At 55.3% G+C, this 13,287-nt stretch carries 15 protein-coding genes; 4 read left to right on the top strand and 11 right to left on the bottom strand.

The window, feature by feature from the left end:
• Positions 1–11: 11 nt before the first annotated feature.
• The 6 genes from hscB to trmJ all read right to left on the bottom strand — a co-directional run bounded on the left by hscB (position 12) and on the right by trmJ (position 4,259).
• Positions 12–527: a co-chaperone HscB gene (gene hscB, locus SK51_RS10320; protein WP_023306710.1), complete on the bottom strand. Its 516-nt coding sequence runs from the start codon at positions 525–527 to the stop codon at positions 12–14.
• A gap of 198 nt (positions 528–725) precedes the next feature.
• Positions 726–1,049: an iron-sulfur cluster assembly protein IscA gene (iscA, locus tag SK51_RS10315; RefSeq protein WP_003860659.1), complete on the bottom strand. Its 324-nt coding sequence runs from the start codon at positions 1,047–1,049 to the stop codon at positions 726–728.
• 13 nt (positions 1,050–1,062) lie between these two features.
• Positions 1,063–1,449, bottom strand: a complete 387-nt coding sequence (gene iscU / locus SK51_RS10310; RefSeq protein WP_003860661.1) for a Fe-S cluster assembly scaffold IscU — start codon at positions 1,447–1,449, stop codon at positions 1,063–1,065.
• A 24-nt stretch (positions 1,450–1,473) separates the two neighbouring features.
• Positions 1,474–2,688 carry a cysteine desulfurase gene (gene iscS / locus SK51_RS10305; protein ID WP_006176692.1) on the bottom strand — a complete coding sequence of 405 codons (1,215 nt, stop codon included), beginning with the start codon at positions 2,686–2,688 and terminating at the stop codon, positions 1,474–1,476.
• Positions 2,689–2,805: 117 nt separating this feature from the next.
• Positions 2,806–3,297 (bottom strand): Fe-S cluster assembly transcriptional regulator IscR, encoded by a 492-nt coding sequence (gene iscR / locus SK51_RS10300; protein ID WP_022649018.1) that lies wholly within the window; start codon positions 3,295–3,297, stop codon positions 2,806–2,808.
• 236 nt (positions 3,298–3,533) lie between these two features.
• Complete coding sequence (gene trmJ, locus SK51_RS10295) at positions 3,534–4,259, bottom strand: tRNA (cytosine(32)/uridine(32)-2'-O)-methyltransferase TrmJ (protein ID WP_032622388.1); 726 nt, start codon at positions 4,257–4,259, stop codon at positions 3,534–3,536.
• Positions 4,260–4,391: 132 nt separating this feature from the next.
• Between trmJ and suhB the strand changes: the two genes are divergently transcribed.
• On the top strand, positions 4,392–5,195 hold the full coding sequence (suhB, locus tag SK51_RS10290; RefSeq protein WP_022649020.1) for an inositol-1-monophosphatase: 804 nt from the start codon (positions 4,392–4,394) through the stop codon (positions 5,193–5,195).
• 60 nt (positions 5,196–5,255) lie between these two features.
• Here the strand turns inward: suhB and SK51_RS10285 are convergent, their stop codons facing one another.
• Together SK51_RS10285 and SK51_RS10280 are read right to left on the bottom strand one after the other, a co-directional pair.
• Positions 5,256–6,236 (bottom strand): nickel/cobalt transporter, encoded by a 981-nt coding sequence (locus tag SK51_RS10285; RefSeq protein ID WP_023306711.1) that lies wholly within the window; start codon positions 6,234–6,236, stop codon positions 5,256–5,258.
• Positions 6,227–6,865 carry a DUF1007 family protein gene (locus SK51_RS10280; protein WP_022649022.1) on the bottom strand — a complete coding sequence of 213 codons (639 nt, stop codon included), beginning with the start codon at positions 6,863–6,865 and terminating at the stop codon, positions 6,227–6,229. Before SK51_RS10280 ends, SK51_RS10285 begins: the two co-directional genes overlap by 10 nt.
• Before the next feature lie 125 nt (positions 6,866–6,990).
• On the opposite strand from SK51_RS10280, the gene csiE reads away from it, so the two are divergent.
• The gene (gene csiE, locus SK51_RS10275; protein WP_023306712.1) at positions 6,991–8,268 is read left to right on the top strand and encodes a stationary phase inducible protein CsiE; all 1,278 of its coding nucleotides are present in this window, start codon (positions 6,991–6,993) and stop codon (positions 8,266–8,268) included.
• On the opposite strand, the gene SK51_RS10270 is transcribed toward csiE, so the two are convergent.
• Positions 8,269–9,408, bottom strand: coding sequence for a 3-phenylpropionate MFS transporter (locus SK51_RS10270; RefSeq protein ID WP_023306713.1), 1,140 nt, complete (start codon positions 9,406–9,408; stop codon positions 8,269–8,271).
• A 172-nt stretch (positions 9,409–9,580) separates the two neighbouring features.
• Between SK51_RS10270 and SK51_RS10265 the strand changes: the two genes are divergently transcribed.
• Positions 9,581–10,003 (top strand): DoxX family protein, encoded by a 423-nt coding sequence (locus tag SK51_RS10265; protein WP_023306714.1) that lies wholly within the window; start codon positions 9,581–9,583, stop codon positions 10,001–10,003.
• A 53-nt stretch (positions 10,004–10,056) separates the two neighbouring features.
• On the opposite strand, the gene glyA is transcribed toward SK51_RS10265, so the two are convergent.
• Positions 10,057–11,310 (bottom strand): serine hydroxymethyltransferase, encoded by a 1,254-nt coding sequence (gene glyA, locus SK51_RS10260; RefSeq protein WP_003860678.1) that lies wholly within the window; start codon positions 11,308–11,310, stop codon positions 10,057–10,059.
• 303 nt (positions 11,311–11,613) lie between these two features.
• Between glyA and hmpA the strand changes: the two genes are divergently transcribed.
• Complete coding sequence (gene hmpA / locus SK51_RS10255) at positions 11,614–12,804, top strand: NO-inducible flavohemoprotein (RefSeq protein ID WP_032623756.1); 1,191 nt, start codon at positions 11,614–11,616, stop codon at positions 12,802–12,804.
• 80 nt (positions 12,805–12,884) lie between these two features.
• On the opposite strand, the gene glnB is transcribed toward hmpA, so the two are convergent.
• Positions 12,885–13,223 (bottom strand): nitrogen regulatory protein P-II, encoded by a 339-nt coding sequence (glnB, locus tag SK51_RS10250; protein WP_003860685.1) that lies wholly within the window; start codon positions 13,221–13,223, stop codon positions 12,885–12,887.
• Positions 13,224–13,287: the final 64 nt, after the last annotated feature.

Genomic DNA, 13,287 nt, shown 5'->3' with positions numbered 1-13,287 from the left:
TGCTTCCGAAATTAAAAATCGAGCAGCTTTTCTTCGAGTTGTTCAGCACTGCTTCGCAGTTTATCGAGAAAACGGAGTTTGCGCACAGTGTCTGCCGCCACGTCCCAGGTCTCGTTGTTCAGTTGCTCAACCATCTGCTGATGGCGGGTATCGAACATGCCCTTTACGCGCTGGAGAAAACGTTCCAGACGCGCTTCGTCTTTAGTCTGTTCAATTTCATCCAGCTCTTCGCGAAGCTCCAGCTGCTCCATCAGAAACGCGGTGTCGCGCACGGTATGCTGTTCGCTCGCCAGATCAAAACCGTGGAGCGAGAGCAGATATTCTGCACGCGCCAGCGGATGACGCAGCGTTTGCCAGGCCTGGTTGATGGTTGCGGAGTGTGATACCGCAGCCAGCTGCTCTGCCTGCGTCCCGCTGGCGAATTTATCCGGATGGTACTGACGCTGGAGATCCTGAAAACGGATCGTCAGCGCCTGGAGATCAATCGGGTATTGAGCGGGTAGTCCGAAGAGAGTGAAGTAATCCATAACAATCTCAGGGGTAGGCTGTTAGAACAAACCCCACGCGCAGCAAAGCCACGGTGGGGTTATACCTTCTTACTTCGCGCTGCAGATGCGTTGTCTGCGCTCGTTCACCCCAGTCACTTACTTAAGTAAGCTCCCGGGGATTCACTCGCTTGCCGCCTTTCTGCAACACGAATTAATCGGTATAACAGCGGAACGCGGTTAAACGTGGAAGCTTTCGCCGCAACCACACTCGTCTTTGACGTTCGGGTTCGTAAATTTGAACCCTTCGTTCAGGCCTTCTTTTACAAAGTCCAGCTGAGTGCCGTTGAGAAATTGCAGGCTTTTGCCATCGACCACCACCTTCACGCCCTTGTCTTCAAACACGGTGTCATCAGACGCCGGTTCGTCAACAAACTCCAGTACGTAAGCCATACCAGAACAGCCGGAGGTACGTACGCCCAGTCGCAGGCCAAAGCCTTTACCACGGTTCGCCAGAAAAGAGCTTACTCGCGCGGCAGCGCTGTCGCTAAGGGTAATCGACATACTCAAACCTCAATTATTTTGCTTCACGTTTGCTTTTGTAATCCGCAATGGCGGCTTTGATCGCGTCTTCTGCCAGAATTGAACAGTGAATTTTCACCGGCGGCAGTTCGAGTTCTTCAGCAATGTCCGTGTTTTTGATTGCCTGTGCTTCGTCCAGAGACTTGCCCTTCACCCACTCGGTGACCAGGGAGCTGGAGGCGATAGCAGAACCGCAGCCGTAGGTCTTGAAGCGCGCGTCTTCAATGATACCTTCATTGTTGACTTTAATCTGCAACTTCATCACGTCGCCACACGCTGGCGCGCCAACCATACCGCTACCGACAGATTCGTCGCTGTTGTCAAAAGAGCCAACGTTGCGCGGGTTCTCGTAATGATCGATAACTTTTTCGCTGTATGCCATGATTGAATTCTCCTTATGTACCGATTAGTGATGTGACCATTCAATGCTGTTCAGATCCACGCCCTGCTTGAACATTTCCCACAGTGGAGAAAGGTCGCGCAGACGGCCGATGGAGTTACGAACCAGTTTGATGGTGTAGTCAATCTCTTCTTCGGTAGTGAAACGACCTAAAGAGAAACGGATAGAGCTGTGCGCCAGCTCGTCAGTCATGCCCAGCGCACGCAGCACGTAGGATGGCTCCAGGCTTGCAGACGTACAGGCAGAACCGGAAGAAACGGCCAGGTCTTTCAGCGCCATGATCAGCGACTCGCCTTCAACATAGTTGAAGCTGACGTTGAGGATGTTGGGCGCGCCCTGCTCGAGATCGCCGTTCAGATAGACTTCTTCCATATCCTTCACGCCGTCCCAAAGACGGTTACGCAGCGTACGCAGGCGTGCCATCTCGCTTTCCATCTCTTCTTTCGCGATGCGATACGCTTCGCCCATCCCCACGATCTGGTGAACAGGCAAAGTACCGGAACGCATGCCGCGCTCGTGACCGCCGCCGTGCATCTGTGCTTCGATGCGGATACGTGGCTTGCGACGAACGTACAGCGCGCCGATGCCTTTAGGGCCATAGATTTTGTGACCGGAGAAGGACATCAGGTCCACTTTCAGCTGGCTCAGGTCGATAGGCAGTTTGCCCACGCTCTGGGTCGCATCCACGTGGTAGATGATGCCGCGCGCACGGCACATTTCGCCGATGGTGGCGATGTCCTGCACAACACCGATTTCGTTGTTAACGTGCATGATGGAAACCAGAATGGTGTCATCACGCATCGCCGCTTCGAGCTCTTTCAGGTCGATGATCCCGTTGCTCTGCGGCGCCAGGTAAGTCACTTCGAACCCTTCACGCTCCAGCTGACGGCAGGTGTCCAGCACGGCTTTGTGTTCGGTTTTGCTGGTGATGATGTGCTTGCCTTTTTTCTGATAAAAGTTGGCTGCACCTTTGATCGCCAGGTTGTCGGATTCGGTCGCACCGGAGGTGAAAACAATTTCACGCGGGTCGGCACCGACCAGGTCAGCAATCTGATTACGGGCGATATCAACCGCCTCTTCAGCATGCCAGCCAAAACGGTGTGAACGGGAAGCTGGGTTACCAAAGTTTCCGTCCAGGGTCAGACACTGCATCATTTTCTCGGCAACACGCGGGTCCACCGGCGTGGTTGCGGAGTAGTCGAGATAAATCGGTAATTTCATTGCTCTATAAACTCCGTACATCGCTTCAATGCAAGGAATCAGGCAACCGGCTGGATGTACGACCGAGTACGCGGGGTGTGACCACCCCGGCCTGATTCTGAATACTTATCTTTTTAATTACGCGCGCAGTTTAACGTCGATGGCGTCCTGCGAGCGGGTGCTGCGTTGTGAATCCTGACTGTGCTGACGACCAGAAACATCCAGAACTTCCTGGTTATTAACCAGCTCACCCAGGGTGATGTTATTCAGGAAGCCGGTCAGACGGTCGCTCAGATCGCGCCACAGCGCGTGGGTCAGGCATTTATCGCCGCCCTGACAGCCGCCTTTGCCCTGGCAACGGGTCGCGTCAACGGATTCGTCAACTGCGCTAATCACTTCGCCAACCGCAATACTGCCCGCGTCTTTACCCAGCAGATAACCGCCGCCCGGGCCACGAACGCTGGACACCAGTCCATTTTTACGCAGTCTGGAGAACAGCTGTTCCAGATAAGAGAGGGAGATCCCCTGTCGTTCAGAAATATCAGCCAACGGAACCGGGCCCGCTTCGGAGTTGAGCGCAACGTCCAGCATCGCGGTCACGGCATAACGCCCTTTAGATGTCAGTCTCATGTCTTACTTAACCTCAAACTCGCCCCTGCCCGGGGTTTTTTATTGTAAAATGGGGGTATTGCATAGCAGGGCCAAGTCTGACATTCCTGACTAAATTGGTCAACTATTTACTTGACTGTTTTAGTCAGGTATTTAACCTTCTGTGCCGTATTTTTTGCCCGGCGGCGCTGCGCTTGCACGGGCCTACGGGCTTTGTAGGCCGGGTAAGCGCAGCGCCACCCGGCGAACACACGGCACTACTCTTTATTCTTCTGCTCAATCGACGCCAGGATCCCGCGCAGGATGTTCAGCTCCTGGCTTTCCGGACGCGCGCGGGTGAACATACGGCGCAGCTTGTTCATCACCTGTCCCGGGTGACCTTCGCGGATAAAGCCAGTAGAGAGCAGCGTCTGCTCCAGGTGGCCGTAGAAGCGCTCAAGATCGTCCACCAGCGGGTAGGCCGTCTCTTCTTTAGGTTCGACCTGTTTCTCCTGCGTCGCCAGCCATGCCATGCGCACTTCGTAGGCGATTACCTGCACCGCCATCGCCAGGTTCAGCGAGCTGTATTCCGGGTTGGCGGCAATCGCCACGTGGTAGTGGCACTTCTGTAGTTCCTCGTTGGTCAGGCCAACGCGTTCGCGACCAAACACCAGCGCAACCGGCGCCTGTTCCGCTTCTGAGATACTTTTCAGGCCGCATTCGCGCGGGTCCAGCATCGGCCAGGGCAGCGTACGGGAGCGCGCGCTGGTCCCCACCACCAGACTGCAACCGGCCAGGGCTTCGTCCAGGGTGTCCACAATCTGTGCATTCCCGATCACGTCGCTGGCGCCGGCCGCCAGCGCAATAGCCTGAGAGTCTGGTTTCACCAGCGGATTAACCAGCCACAGGTTCGTTAAGCCCATGGTTTTCATAGCGCGGGCCACAGAGCCCATGTTGCCGGTGTGCGATGTTTCGACCAGCACGATTCGAATGTTTTGCAGCATAATTTTTAGATGTCTGGATTCAGTGTCTGAAGAATATTCGGGCATATTATCATAAACGAGAGACATAATCCGATCCCGCTGCTATACTCTGCGCCGATTTTCCTGTTCTTTAACATCCAGTGAGAGAGACCGATGCATCCGATGCTGACCATCGCCGTGCGCGCAGCGCGCAAGGCGGGTAATGTAATTGCCAAACACTACGAAACCCCAGACTCCGTAGAAACCAGCCAGAAAGGCAGCAATGATTTCGTGACTAACGTCGATAAAGCCGCCGAAGCGATTATTATCGAAACGATCCGCAAATCTTACCCGCAGCACACCATCATCACCGAAGAAAGCGGTGAACATGAAGGTACCGATCAGGATGTTCAATGGGTTATCGATCCACTGGATGGCACCACCAACTTCGTTAAGCGCCTGCCACACTTCTCTGTGTCTATCGCAGTACGCATCAAAGGCCGTACTGAAGTCGCCGTTGTTTACGATCCAATGCGTAACGAACTGTTCACCGCGACCCGCGGTCAGGGCGCGCAGCTGAACGGCTACCGTCTGCGCTGCAGCAATGCACGCGATCTGGACGGCACGATTCTGGCGACCGGCTTCCCGTTCAAGGCGAAGCAGCACGCAACCACTTATATGAATATCCTCGGCAAACTGTTCACCGAATGCGCGGACTTCCGTCGCACCGGCTCTGCTGCACTGGATCTGGCCTACGTGGCGACCGGCCGCGTTGACGGTTACTTTGAGCTGTCACTGAAGCCGTGGGACTTCGCGGCGGGCGAGCTGATCGCACGTGAAGCTGGCGCGATTGTTTGTGACTTCACCGGCGGCCATAACTATATGTCTACCGGCAACATCGTTGCAGGTAACCCGCGCGTTGTTAAAGCCATGCTGGCAAACATGCGTGAAGAACTGAGCGATGCGCTGAAGCGTTAATCCAGTCTGTTAAGCCCGGTGGCGCTACGCTTACCGGGCCTACAAACCCCTCAGGTATGGCTAAAAAGGCCGCAACCCCCTTCCCACCGGCACCGCGCTCATCCACATCGTGACCGCAGCCACCAGCAGAATCACCCCGCCCGCCAGCGCAAGCGTCGTCCAGCCAACCTGTCGCCACAATACCGGCGTTTTATTGCCGCTGAGTTTTACCGCCAGCTGACGGAAGCTGTGCACCAGCAAGGCTAACGAAGAGATAGTCAGAGATGTTCCCGCCGCCATCGCCAGCGCCGAGATCATGCCCCAGCCAAATACACCTATCACTTTGCTGAACAACAGCACCATGATTGCGCCCGAGCACGGACGCATCCCCATTGAGAGAACAATCATCAGGCGCGCACGCCAGTCGTCACCATTCTGTAATTGTTCCTGCGTCGGGAGATGCTGATGCCCGCACCCGCAGTTTTCATGGTGAAGGTGATGCGGCGTAAAGGCTTTGAATTTTGGTTTTTGCAGCAACGCGCGCAATTTTTTCAGCGCCCGCCAGCAGAGAATCAGCCCCAGTAAGCCTACCAGCGCGTAACTTCCCTTCTCCAGCCAGAAGCTGCTCATATGCAGCTGGCGGGCCGGGAGCTGTAGCAGCGAAAGGACGACCACGACCAGCGCAATTGCCACACCGCCCTGAAGTAACGAGGAAGCCAGCGTCAGGCCGATACTCGATTTCAGCTTCGACGGATGGGTGGCAAGCCAGGTCGTGATGACGATTTTGCCGTGCCCCGGCCCCAGGGCATGCAGCACGCCATAGATAAAGCTGAACGCCAGAAGAGAGCCGCCCGCTTTGGACGGATTTTCCGCCACGGCTTTCAGCAGCCCGCTCATCTGCTGATTAACTTCCCGCTGCCAGAGGATACTTTTCATCATCACCTGCGGCCATGCCTGCCACAGCCAGAGCGCGCCGCCAGACGCTAACAGCAAAAAGAGCGCCAGAGGCCAGAGGTGCAGCCAGCGACGCGGCTTACTGACGGGGGAGGAGATCACTGACATTGTAACGTCACCTCCTGCGCAAACTGTTTTCCTAATTCCATGTCTTCTGGAGGCGCATCTTCTTTATCAAGGGAAACGGCAAAGTTCAGCGTCTCTTCACTGGGCGTCGGCGTGTGCACGGCAATTTTGCAGCTTTTTTGCAATATTTCTGGCAACTGCACGTCGCTGTCCTGGGCGTAATGCATATCGACATAGTAGGTTGGGTCAAACGTGGAAAACCTGTACTTCTGCCCGGCCAGCGGCTGAGGGTGCGCCAGCGGAAGGATAAACGTCAGCACCGCCTGATGGCCGTCGCGGGTCATACCGTACTCCGTGGGACGGTTAAGAAATTTCACCTTTTGTCCGTTGTGCCAGAACTCGGTGAAGTAGTGCTGACCCAGCACGTTGGCCATGACTTCCGCCGCCAGCTTTTTCCAGATCTCGTCGCCGGGCTTTGCGTTTCCGGCATCGTACAGCAGGTCGGCGGAGGTGATTTCATCCATCGTCCAGCGCATCTTCAGGCCGCTGAGCTGTGTGCCGTCCGTCACCAGTTCGGTTTTCAGGCTGATAAAGCTGTGAGGATGTGCGCTGGCGGCGGAGGTGATAACCGCCAAAAATAACGCTGTCACGCTTTGTTTAACTGTTTGCATCAATTCCTCACGTCAAAAATTCTGTGATGTTCGCCAGCAATCCTGAATGAAAGGCCTGCCGGCGCGCTTTTCAGCGCCCATCCTTTAGCTATTCTTATCAAACATTCACACTGGATACCCGACAGATGATGACGACGCTTGAAATTCCATCTGTGCTTTCCAGTTCGCAGCGCCGTTGCCAGGTGCTTTTGATGCTTTACCTGCCCGATGCTGCCGTCACCGCACAGAGCATAATCGCTGCCAATGGCGTGGACGACGTCCTGGCACGGCAAGATATAGCCGAGACGCGCGATGAAATCCAGCGCTATCATCGGCTTGATATCGTCACGCACCATGACGGTTGCTACCGTATTGAGGGCTCCGCCCTGAATCAGCGTTTGTGCCTGCTGCACTGGCTGCGCAGGGCGCTTCGGCTGTGTCCACATTTTGTCGCCCAACAGTTTACCCCTGCCTTAAAAACCGCGCTCAAACAGCACGGCATTGCCCGCCCGCTTTATGACGATGCGAACCTTCGGGCGCTTATCAACTTTTGCGCGCGCAAGCTTCAGCGCCAGTTTGAGTCCCGCGACGTACAGTTTTTACAGCTTTATCTGCAATATTGTCTTATTCAGCATCATCTGGGCAATACGCCGGAGTTTTCACCCGTTCAGCGCAGCTGGACGCAATCGAGAGGGGAATACTTTACGGCGCAGGAAATTGTCCGTCACTGGAAACGGCGCGTCCCGCAGGGAACGCACAGTGATGAACAGCTGTTCCTGGCGCTGCTGTTTATGATGCTCCGCACACCCGACCCGGTACTGGATAAACACCAGCAGGATCAGCGCCTGCGTCGGGCCATCGTGCGTATGATTGCCCGTTTCCGGGCGCAAACCGGGATGAACTTCAGCGATGAGCAAGGGCTGACCGATCAGCTGTATATTCATCTGGCTCAGGCGCTGGACCGCTCCTTATTTGACATCGGCATCGACAACAGTCTGCCGGAAGAGATCCACCGTCTATACCCCCGGCTGCTGCGCACCACTAAAGAGGCGCTGTTTGAGCTGGAAGCCGAATTTGGCCTGCGATTCTCCGGTGAAGAGATGGCTCTGGTGGCGGTGATTTTTGGTGCCTGGCTGATGCAGGAAACCGATCTTCATGAAAAACAGCTGGTCCTGTTAACGGGGGAAGATAAAGCCTGCGAGGAGTTAATTGAGCAGCAGCTTCGCGAGCTAACGCTGCTGCCGCTCAATATTCGTTATCTTAGCCTGGAAGTGTTTAAGAAGGAGGGCGCCCCCCGCGAAGCGGCGCTGGTCATTACGCCTTATCCAACCGCCCTGCCGCTGTTCTCGCCGCCGCTCATTCATGCCGTTGAGACCCTGAACACGCAGCAGCAGGAACATATTCGCGTTATGCTCGAATCCTAGTTACGTGCGAGCAGCGACTTTAGGGCGGATGACGATGGCCGGTAAAGCGACCAGCGCCATCACCCAGAACACACCGTGGCCCAGGTGCTGATAGAGGAAACCGGCAAATACGGTCATCACCGCAATACTGCCGCCCATCGCCACCGCTGAATAGACTGCCTGAAGACGAATAACGTCCCCACCCTCTCGCGCCGCGATATAGCGCATCGCCGCCAAATGGCAGACGGTGAAGGTTCCGCAGTGCAGAATTTGCGCCACAATCAGCCACGGCAGATCCGTCGTCCAGCCCATGATGCCCCAGCGCGCTACGCCGCAAACGGCGGAAAGCAGCAGCAGGTCACGCGCCCCGAAACGACGGAACAGTTTTTGGCTCAGCGCGAAGATAATGACCTCCGCTACCACGCCGAGTGACCACAGGTAGCCTACCGCAGAAGCCGAGTAGCCCGCCCCCTGCCAGTAGATGGCGCTGAAGCCGTAATAGGCCGCATGCGCCCCCTGAAGCAGACAGACGCAGGCCAGGAAACGCCAGCTTTGCGCCACCAGCGAGCGCCAGGCGGGCCAGCCAGCGCTCTCCTGATGGCGGCTTTCGCCCTGCGGCATCACCGACGGACGCAGCAACATACCGAGCAGCATCGAGGCGATGCCGAGCGTTAACAGGGCCAGAATGGCGCGATAGTCATAGAGGCTGACCAGTTTCCCGACCAGCGCAGAGCCAATCACGAAGGCAACCGATCCCCACAGGCGCACGCGGCCATAGTCCATGGTGATCTGCTTTTGCCAGGTGTTCGCCAGGGCATCCGTCAGCGGCACCAGCGGGGAGAAGAACAGATTAAAGCCAACCATCACCACCATCAGCCAGGCAAACTGGTGGCTGACCCAGAAGCAGGCCGCAAAGACCAGCGTCAGCAGGGCCAGAATACGCACGGCTTTAATCAACAGAGAGGGATCGCTGACGCGGGGCGCTATCAGCAGGCTACCCAGGAAACGTGCCACCAGCCCCGCGCCCAGCAGGATGCCGATGGTCTCAGGCGTCAGACCAATTCCCTTGAGCCAGACGCTCCAGAAAGGCAAAAAAATACCGTAACTAAAGAAATAGGTGAAATAGCTGAGCGCCAGCCAGCGCGTGGAATGCAAGACCATGAATCCCTCCCGAAATGGAGGCGATAGTCTGGCGTTAATCCCTGACTTTAGCAAGTCGTTAGCGCGCTATAAATTAACTAAAAATTAACATCATCACCAGCCGTACAGCGTATGGCGAGAGCGGTAAAACTGTATTACGTTTATAAGACATCGCCTGAAGAGGTCGTTTGCCATGAACAGCTTACGTTATTTCGATTTCGGATCCTCTCGTTCTCTCCTGCTTTTAATTGCCCGCATTGCTATCGTGGTCCTGTTTATTATTTTCGGTTATCCCAAGCTGACGGGGTTTAGCGGCACCGTTCAGTACATGACGTCGCTCGGCGCCCCCATGCCCATGCTGGCCGCGATTATTGCGGTGGTAATGGAAATCCCCGCCGCGATTCTGATCGTTCTGGGCTTTTTTACCCGCCCCCTGGCGGTGATCTTTGTCTTCTATACGCTGGGAACGGCGGTGATTGGACACCACTACTGGGATATGACGGGCGATGCGGTCCTGCCAAATATGATTAACTTCTATAAAAATGTGAGTATCGCTGGCGCCTTTATTTTGCTGGCGATTACCGGGCCGGGGGCCATCTCCCTCGACCGACTTTAGCCCATAAAAAAAGGCCGCATGAGCGGCCTTTTTCAGTTCTGAAACGCAGAGAATTATGCGTACACCGGGAAGCGTGCGCAGATGTCCAGAACTTTACCTTTAACTCGCTCGATAACCGCGTCGTCATTGATGTTGTCCAGAACGTCACACATCCAGCCCGCCAGCTCTTTCACTTCCGCTTCTTTAAAGCCACGGCGAGTTACGGCCGGAGAACCGATACGGATACCGGAAGTCACGAACGGGCTCTTCGGATCGTTTGGCACGCTGTTTTTGTTCACGGTGATGTTGGCGCGGCCGAGGGCTGCGTCAGCTTCTTTACCGGTCAGGTTCTTGTCGACAAGATCCAGCAGGAACAGGTGGTTTTCAGTCCCGCCGGACACCACTTTGTAACCACGGTTCAGGAACACTTCCACCATCGCTTTGGCGTTTTTAGCAACCTGCTGCTGATAAACCTTGAACTCTGGCTCCATCGCTTCTTTCAGCGCGACGGCTTTCGCGGCGATAACGTGCATCAGCGGGCCGCCCTGGGCGCTTGGGAACACGGCGGAGTTCAGCTTTTTGTACAGCTCTTCATCACCGCCTTTCGCCAGGATCAGGCCACCGCGTGGACCCGCCAGGGTTTTGTGGGTGGTGGTGGTCACAACGTGCGCATGTGGAACCGGGTTCGGGTAAACGCCAGCGGCAATCAGACCGGCAACGTGCGCCATGTCGACGAACAGGTACGCGCCGATGCTGTCAGCGATTTCACGCATTTTTGCCCAGTCAACGATGCCGGAGTAAGCAGAGAAGCCACCGATGATCATCTTCGGCTTGTGCTCTTTGGCCTGCTTCGCCATGTCTTCGTAGTCAATTTTACCGGACTCATCAATACCGTAAGGGATGATGTTGTACAGTTTGCCAGAGAAGTTAACCGGAGAGCCGTGAGTCAGGTGGCCGCCCTGCGCCAGGTTCATACCCAGAACGGTATCGCCCGGCTGCAACAGCGCGGTGTAAACAGCGAAGTTAGCCTGAGAGCCAGAGTGCGGCTGGACGTTCGCGTAGTCAGCGCCAAAGAGTTCTTTCGCACGGTCAATCGCCAGTTGCTCAACGATATCAACGTATTCGCAACCGCCGTAGTAGCGCTTGCCCGGATAACCTTCAGCATATTTGTTGGTCAGCTGAGAACCCTGCGCCTGCATCACGCGCGGGCTGGTGTAGTTTTCGGAGGCGATCAGTTCGATGTGCTCTTCCTGACGTACTTTTTCCTGCTCCATAGCCTGCCACAGTTCGGCATCATAATCGGCAATGTTCATTTCACGCTTTAACATCCGCATCTCCTGACTCAGCTAACAAGTAAATTTTTGGCCTGAAAAGGCAGTCCTGTTGGACGACGGGCAACAGTATAACTGAATAGTTCTGCGATAACAGGTCTTGACAAACGATTTTAAGCAAACGTTTACCTCCACGCCACGCAAGGGTTTGAGCAATAAAGCTCTCGCCATTTTCAACGGATTTTTTTCAGCTTTGTGATGCATATTTTTCACGATGCAAAGAACCATTTACATTGCAGGGGTATTTTTATAAGATGCATATAAAATACATCATTAAAGTAACATCAGAAGGAAGCTGCTATGCTCGACGCCCAAACCATCGCTACCGTGAAAGCCACAATCCCCCTGCTGGTTGAAACGGGTCCTAAACTGACCGCTCATTTCTACGATCGCATGTTCGCGCATAACCCGGAGCTCAAAGAGATTTTCAACATGAGCAACCAGCGTAACGGCGATCAGCGCGAAGCGCTGTTTAACGCTATTGCCGCCTATGCCAGCAACATCGAAAACCTGCCGGCTCTGCTGCCTGCGGTGGAAAAAATCGCGCAGAAGCACACCAGCTTCCAGATCAAACCTGAGCAGTACAACATCGTGGGCAGTCACCTGCTGGCAACCCTGGACGAAATGTTCAGCCCGGGCCAGGAAGTGCTGGATGCATGGGGTAAGGCATACGGCGTGCTGGCAAACGTGTTCATCAACCGTGAAGCGCAGATCTACAGCGAAAACGCCAGCAAGAATGGCGGCTGGGAAGGCACGCGCGCTTTCCGCATCGTTGAGAAAACCCCGCGCAGCGCACTGATCACCAGCTTTGAGTTTGAGCCGGTGGACGGCCAGCCAGTTGCCGATTACCAGCCGGGGCAGTATCTGGGCGTCTGGCTGAAGCCTGAAGGCTTCCCGCACCAGGAGATTCGCCAGTACTCCCTGACCCGCAAGCCAGACGGCAAAGGCTATCGCATTGCGGTTAAACGTGAGGAAGGCGGTCAGGTATCCAGCTGGCTGCATAACGTCGCCAGCGTGGGTGATATCGTTCATCTGGCCGCGCCAGCGGGTGATTTCTTTATGGCGGTGGAATCGGGTACCCCGGTGACGCTGATTTCCGCAGGTGTTGGTCAAACGCCAATGCTGGCGATGCTGGATACGCTGGCAAAATCAAACCACAGCGCGCAGGTTAACTGGTTCCACGCGGCCGAAAACGGTGATGTGCACGCCTTTGCAGATGAAGTGAAAGCGCTCGGAGCGGGTCTGCCACACTTTACCGCGCATACCTGGTATCGTTTACCTACTGAAGCTGACCGCGCAGCGGCACGTTTTGACAGTGAAGGCCTGATGAATTTAGGGCAGCACGAAGGGGCGTTTAGCGCACCGGGGATGCAGTTCTACGTGTGTGGGCCGGTAGCGTTTATGCAGTATGCCGCGAAGCAGCTGGTAGACCTGGGCGTGAACAAAGACAACATTCATTACGAATGTTTCGGCCCGCATAAAGTGCTGTAATCGCCCGGCGGCGCTGCGCTTGCACGGACCTGCGAAGGGTTCTGTAGGCCGGGTAAGCGCAGCGCCACCCGGCAAGAATGTTAAATCGCCGCGTCGTCTTCTTCGCCGGTACGGATACGGATCACGCGCGCCACGTCAAAGACGAAGATTTTCCCGTCGCCAATTTTACCGGTCTGCGCCGTGCGGATGATGGTATCCACACAGGTATCGACGATATCATCGCTCACCACGATCTCGATTTTCACTTTCGGCAGAAAGTCCACCATGTACTCTGCGCCACGGTATAGCTCGGTGTGGCCCTTCTGACGACCAAAACCTTTCACTTCAGTTACGGTCATCCCGGTGATGCCTACTTCTGCCAGCGCTTCACGTACATCATCCAGTTTGAAAGGTTTAATAATCGCATCAATTTTTTTCATGGTGGGTCCTTAAACTCTTGCCAGTAAGCAGCCTCGTAATCGGTTGCTCACAGTATCATATTCA

The sequence above is a fragment of the Enterobacter sp. MGH85 genome (assembly GCF_001037655.1).
Classification (GTDB): Bacteria; Pseudomonadota; Gammaproteobacteria; order Enterobacterales; family Enterobacteriaceae; genus Enterobacter; species Enterobacter intestinihominis.
Note: the sequence above shows the minus strand (reverse complement) of the source record. Positions and strands in the feature narration are given on the sequence as shown.

Bases quoted from the DNA above. Each gene is read 5' to 3' on its own strand.
- iscS (WP_006176692.1), bottom strand. From the start codon at position 2,688: ATGAAATTACCGATTTATCTCGACTACTCCGCAACCACGCCGGTGGAC.
- SK51_RS10270 (WP_023306713.1), bottom strand. From the start codon at position 9,408: ATGGTCTTGCATTCCACGCGCTGGCTGGCGCTCAGCTATTTCACCTAT.
- glyA (WP_003860678.1), bottom strand. From the start codon at position 11,310: ATGTTAAAGCGTGAAATGAACATTGCCGATTATGATGCCGAACTGTGG.
- glnB (WP_003860685.1), bottom strand. From the start codon at position 13,223: ATGAAAAAAATTGATGCGATTATTAAACCTTTCAAACTGGATGATGTA.
- hmpA (WP_032623756.1), top strand. From the start codon at position 11,614: ATGCTCGACGCCCAAACCATCGCTACCGTGAAAGCCACAATCCCCCTG.
- iscA (WP_003860659.1), bottom strand. From the start codon at position 1,049: ATGTCGATTACCCTTAGCGACAGCGCTGCCGCGCGAGTAAGCTCTTTT.
- iscU (WP_003860661.1), bottom strand. From the start codon at position 1,449: ATGGCATACAGCGAAAAAGTTATCGATCATTACGAGAACCCGCGCAAC.
- SK51_RS10285 (WP_023306711.1), bottom strand. From the start codon at position 6,236: ATGTCAGTGATCTCCTCCCCCGTCAGTAAGCCGCGTCGCTGGCTGCAC.
- SK51_RS10280 (WP_022649022.1), bottom strand. From the start codon at position 6,865: ATGCAAACAGTTAAACAAAGCGTGACAGCGTTATTTTTGGCGGTTATC.
- trmJ (WP_032622388.1), bottom strand. From the start codon at position 4,259: ATGCTGCAAAACATTCGAATCGTGCTGGTCGAAACATCGCACACCGGC.
- iscR (WP_022649018.1), bottom strand. From the start codon at position 3,297: ATGAGACTGACATCTAAAGGGCGTTATGCCGTGACCGCGATGCTGGAC.
- hscB (WP_023306710.1), bottom strand. From the start codon at position 527: ATGGATTACTTCACTCTCTTCGGACTACCCGCTCAATACCCGATTGAT.
- SK51_RS10265 (WP_023306714.1), top strand. From the start codon at position 9,581: ATGAACAGCTTACGTTATTTCGATTTCGGATCCTCTCGTTCTCTCCTG.
- suhB (WP_022649020.1), top strand. From the start codon at position 4,392: ATGCATCCGATGCTGACCATCGCCGTGCGCGCAGCGCGCAAGGCGGGT.
- csiE (WP_023306712.1), top strand. From the start codon at position 6,991: ATGATGACGACGCTTGAAATTCCATCTGTGCTTTCCAGTTCGCAGCGC.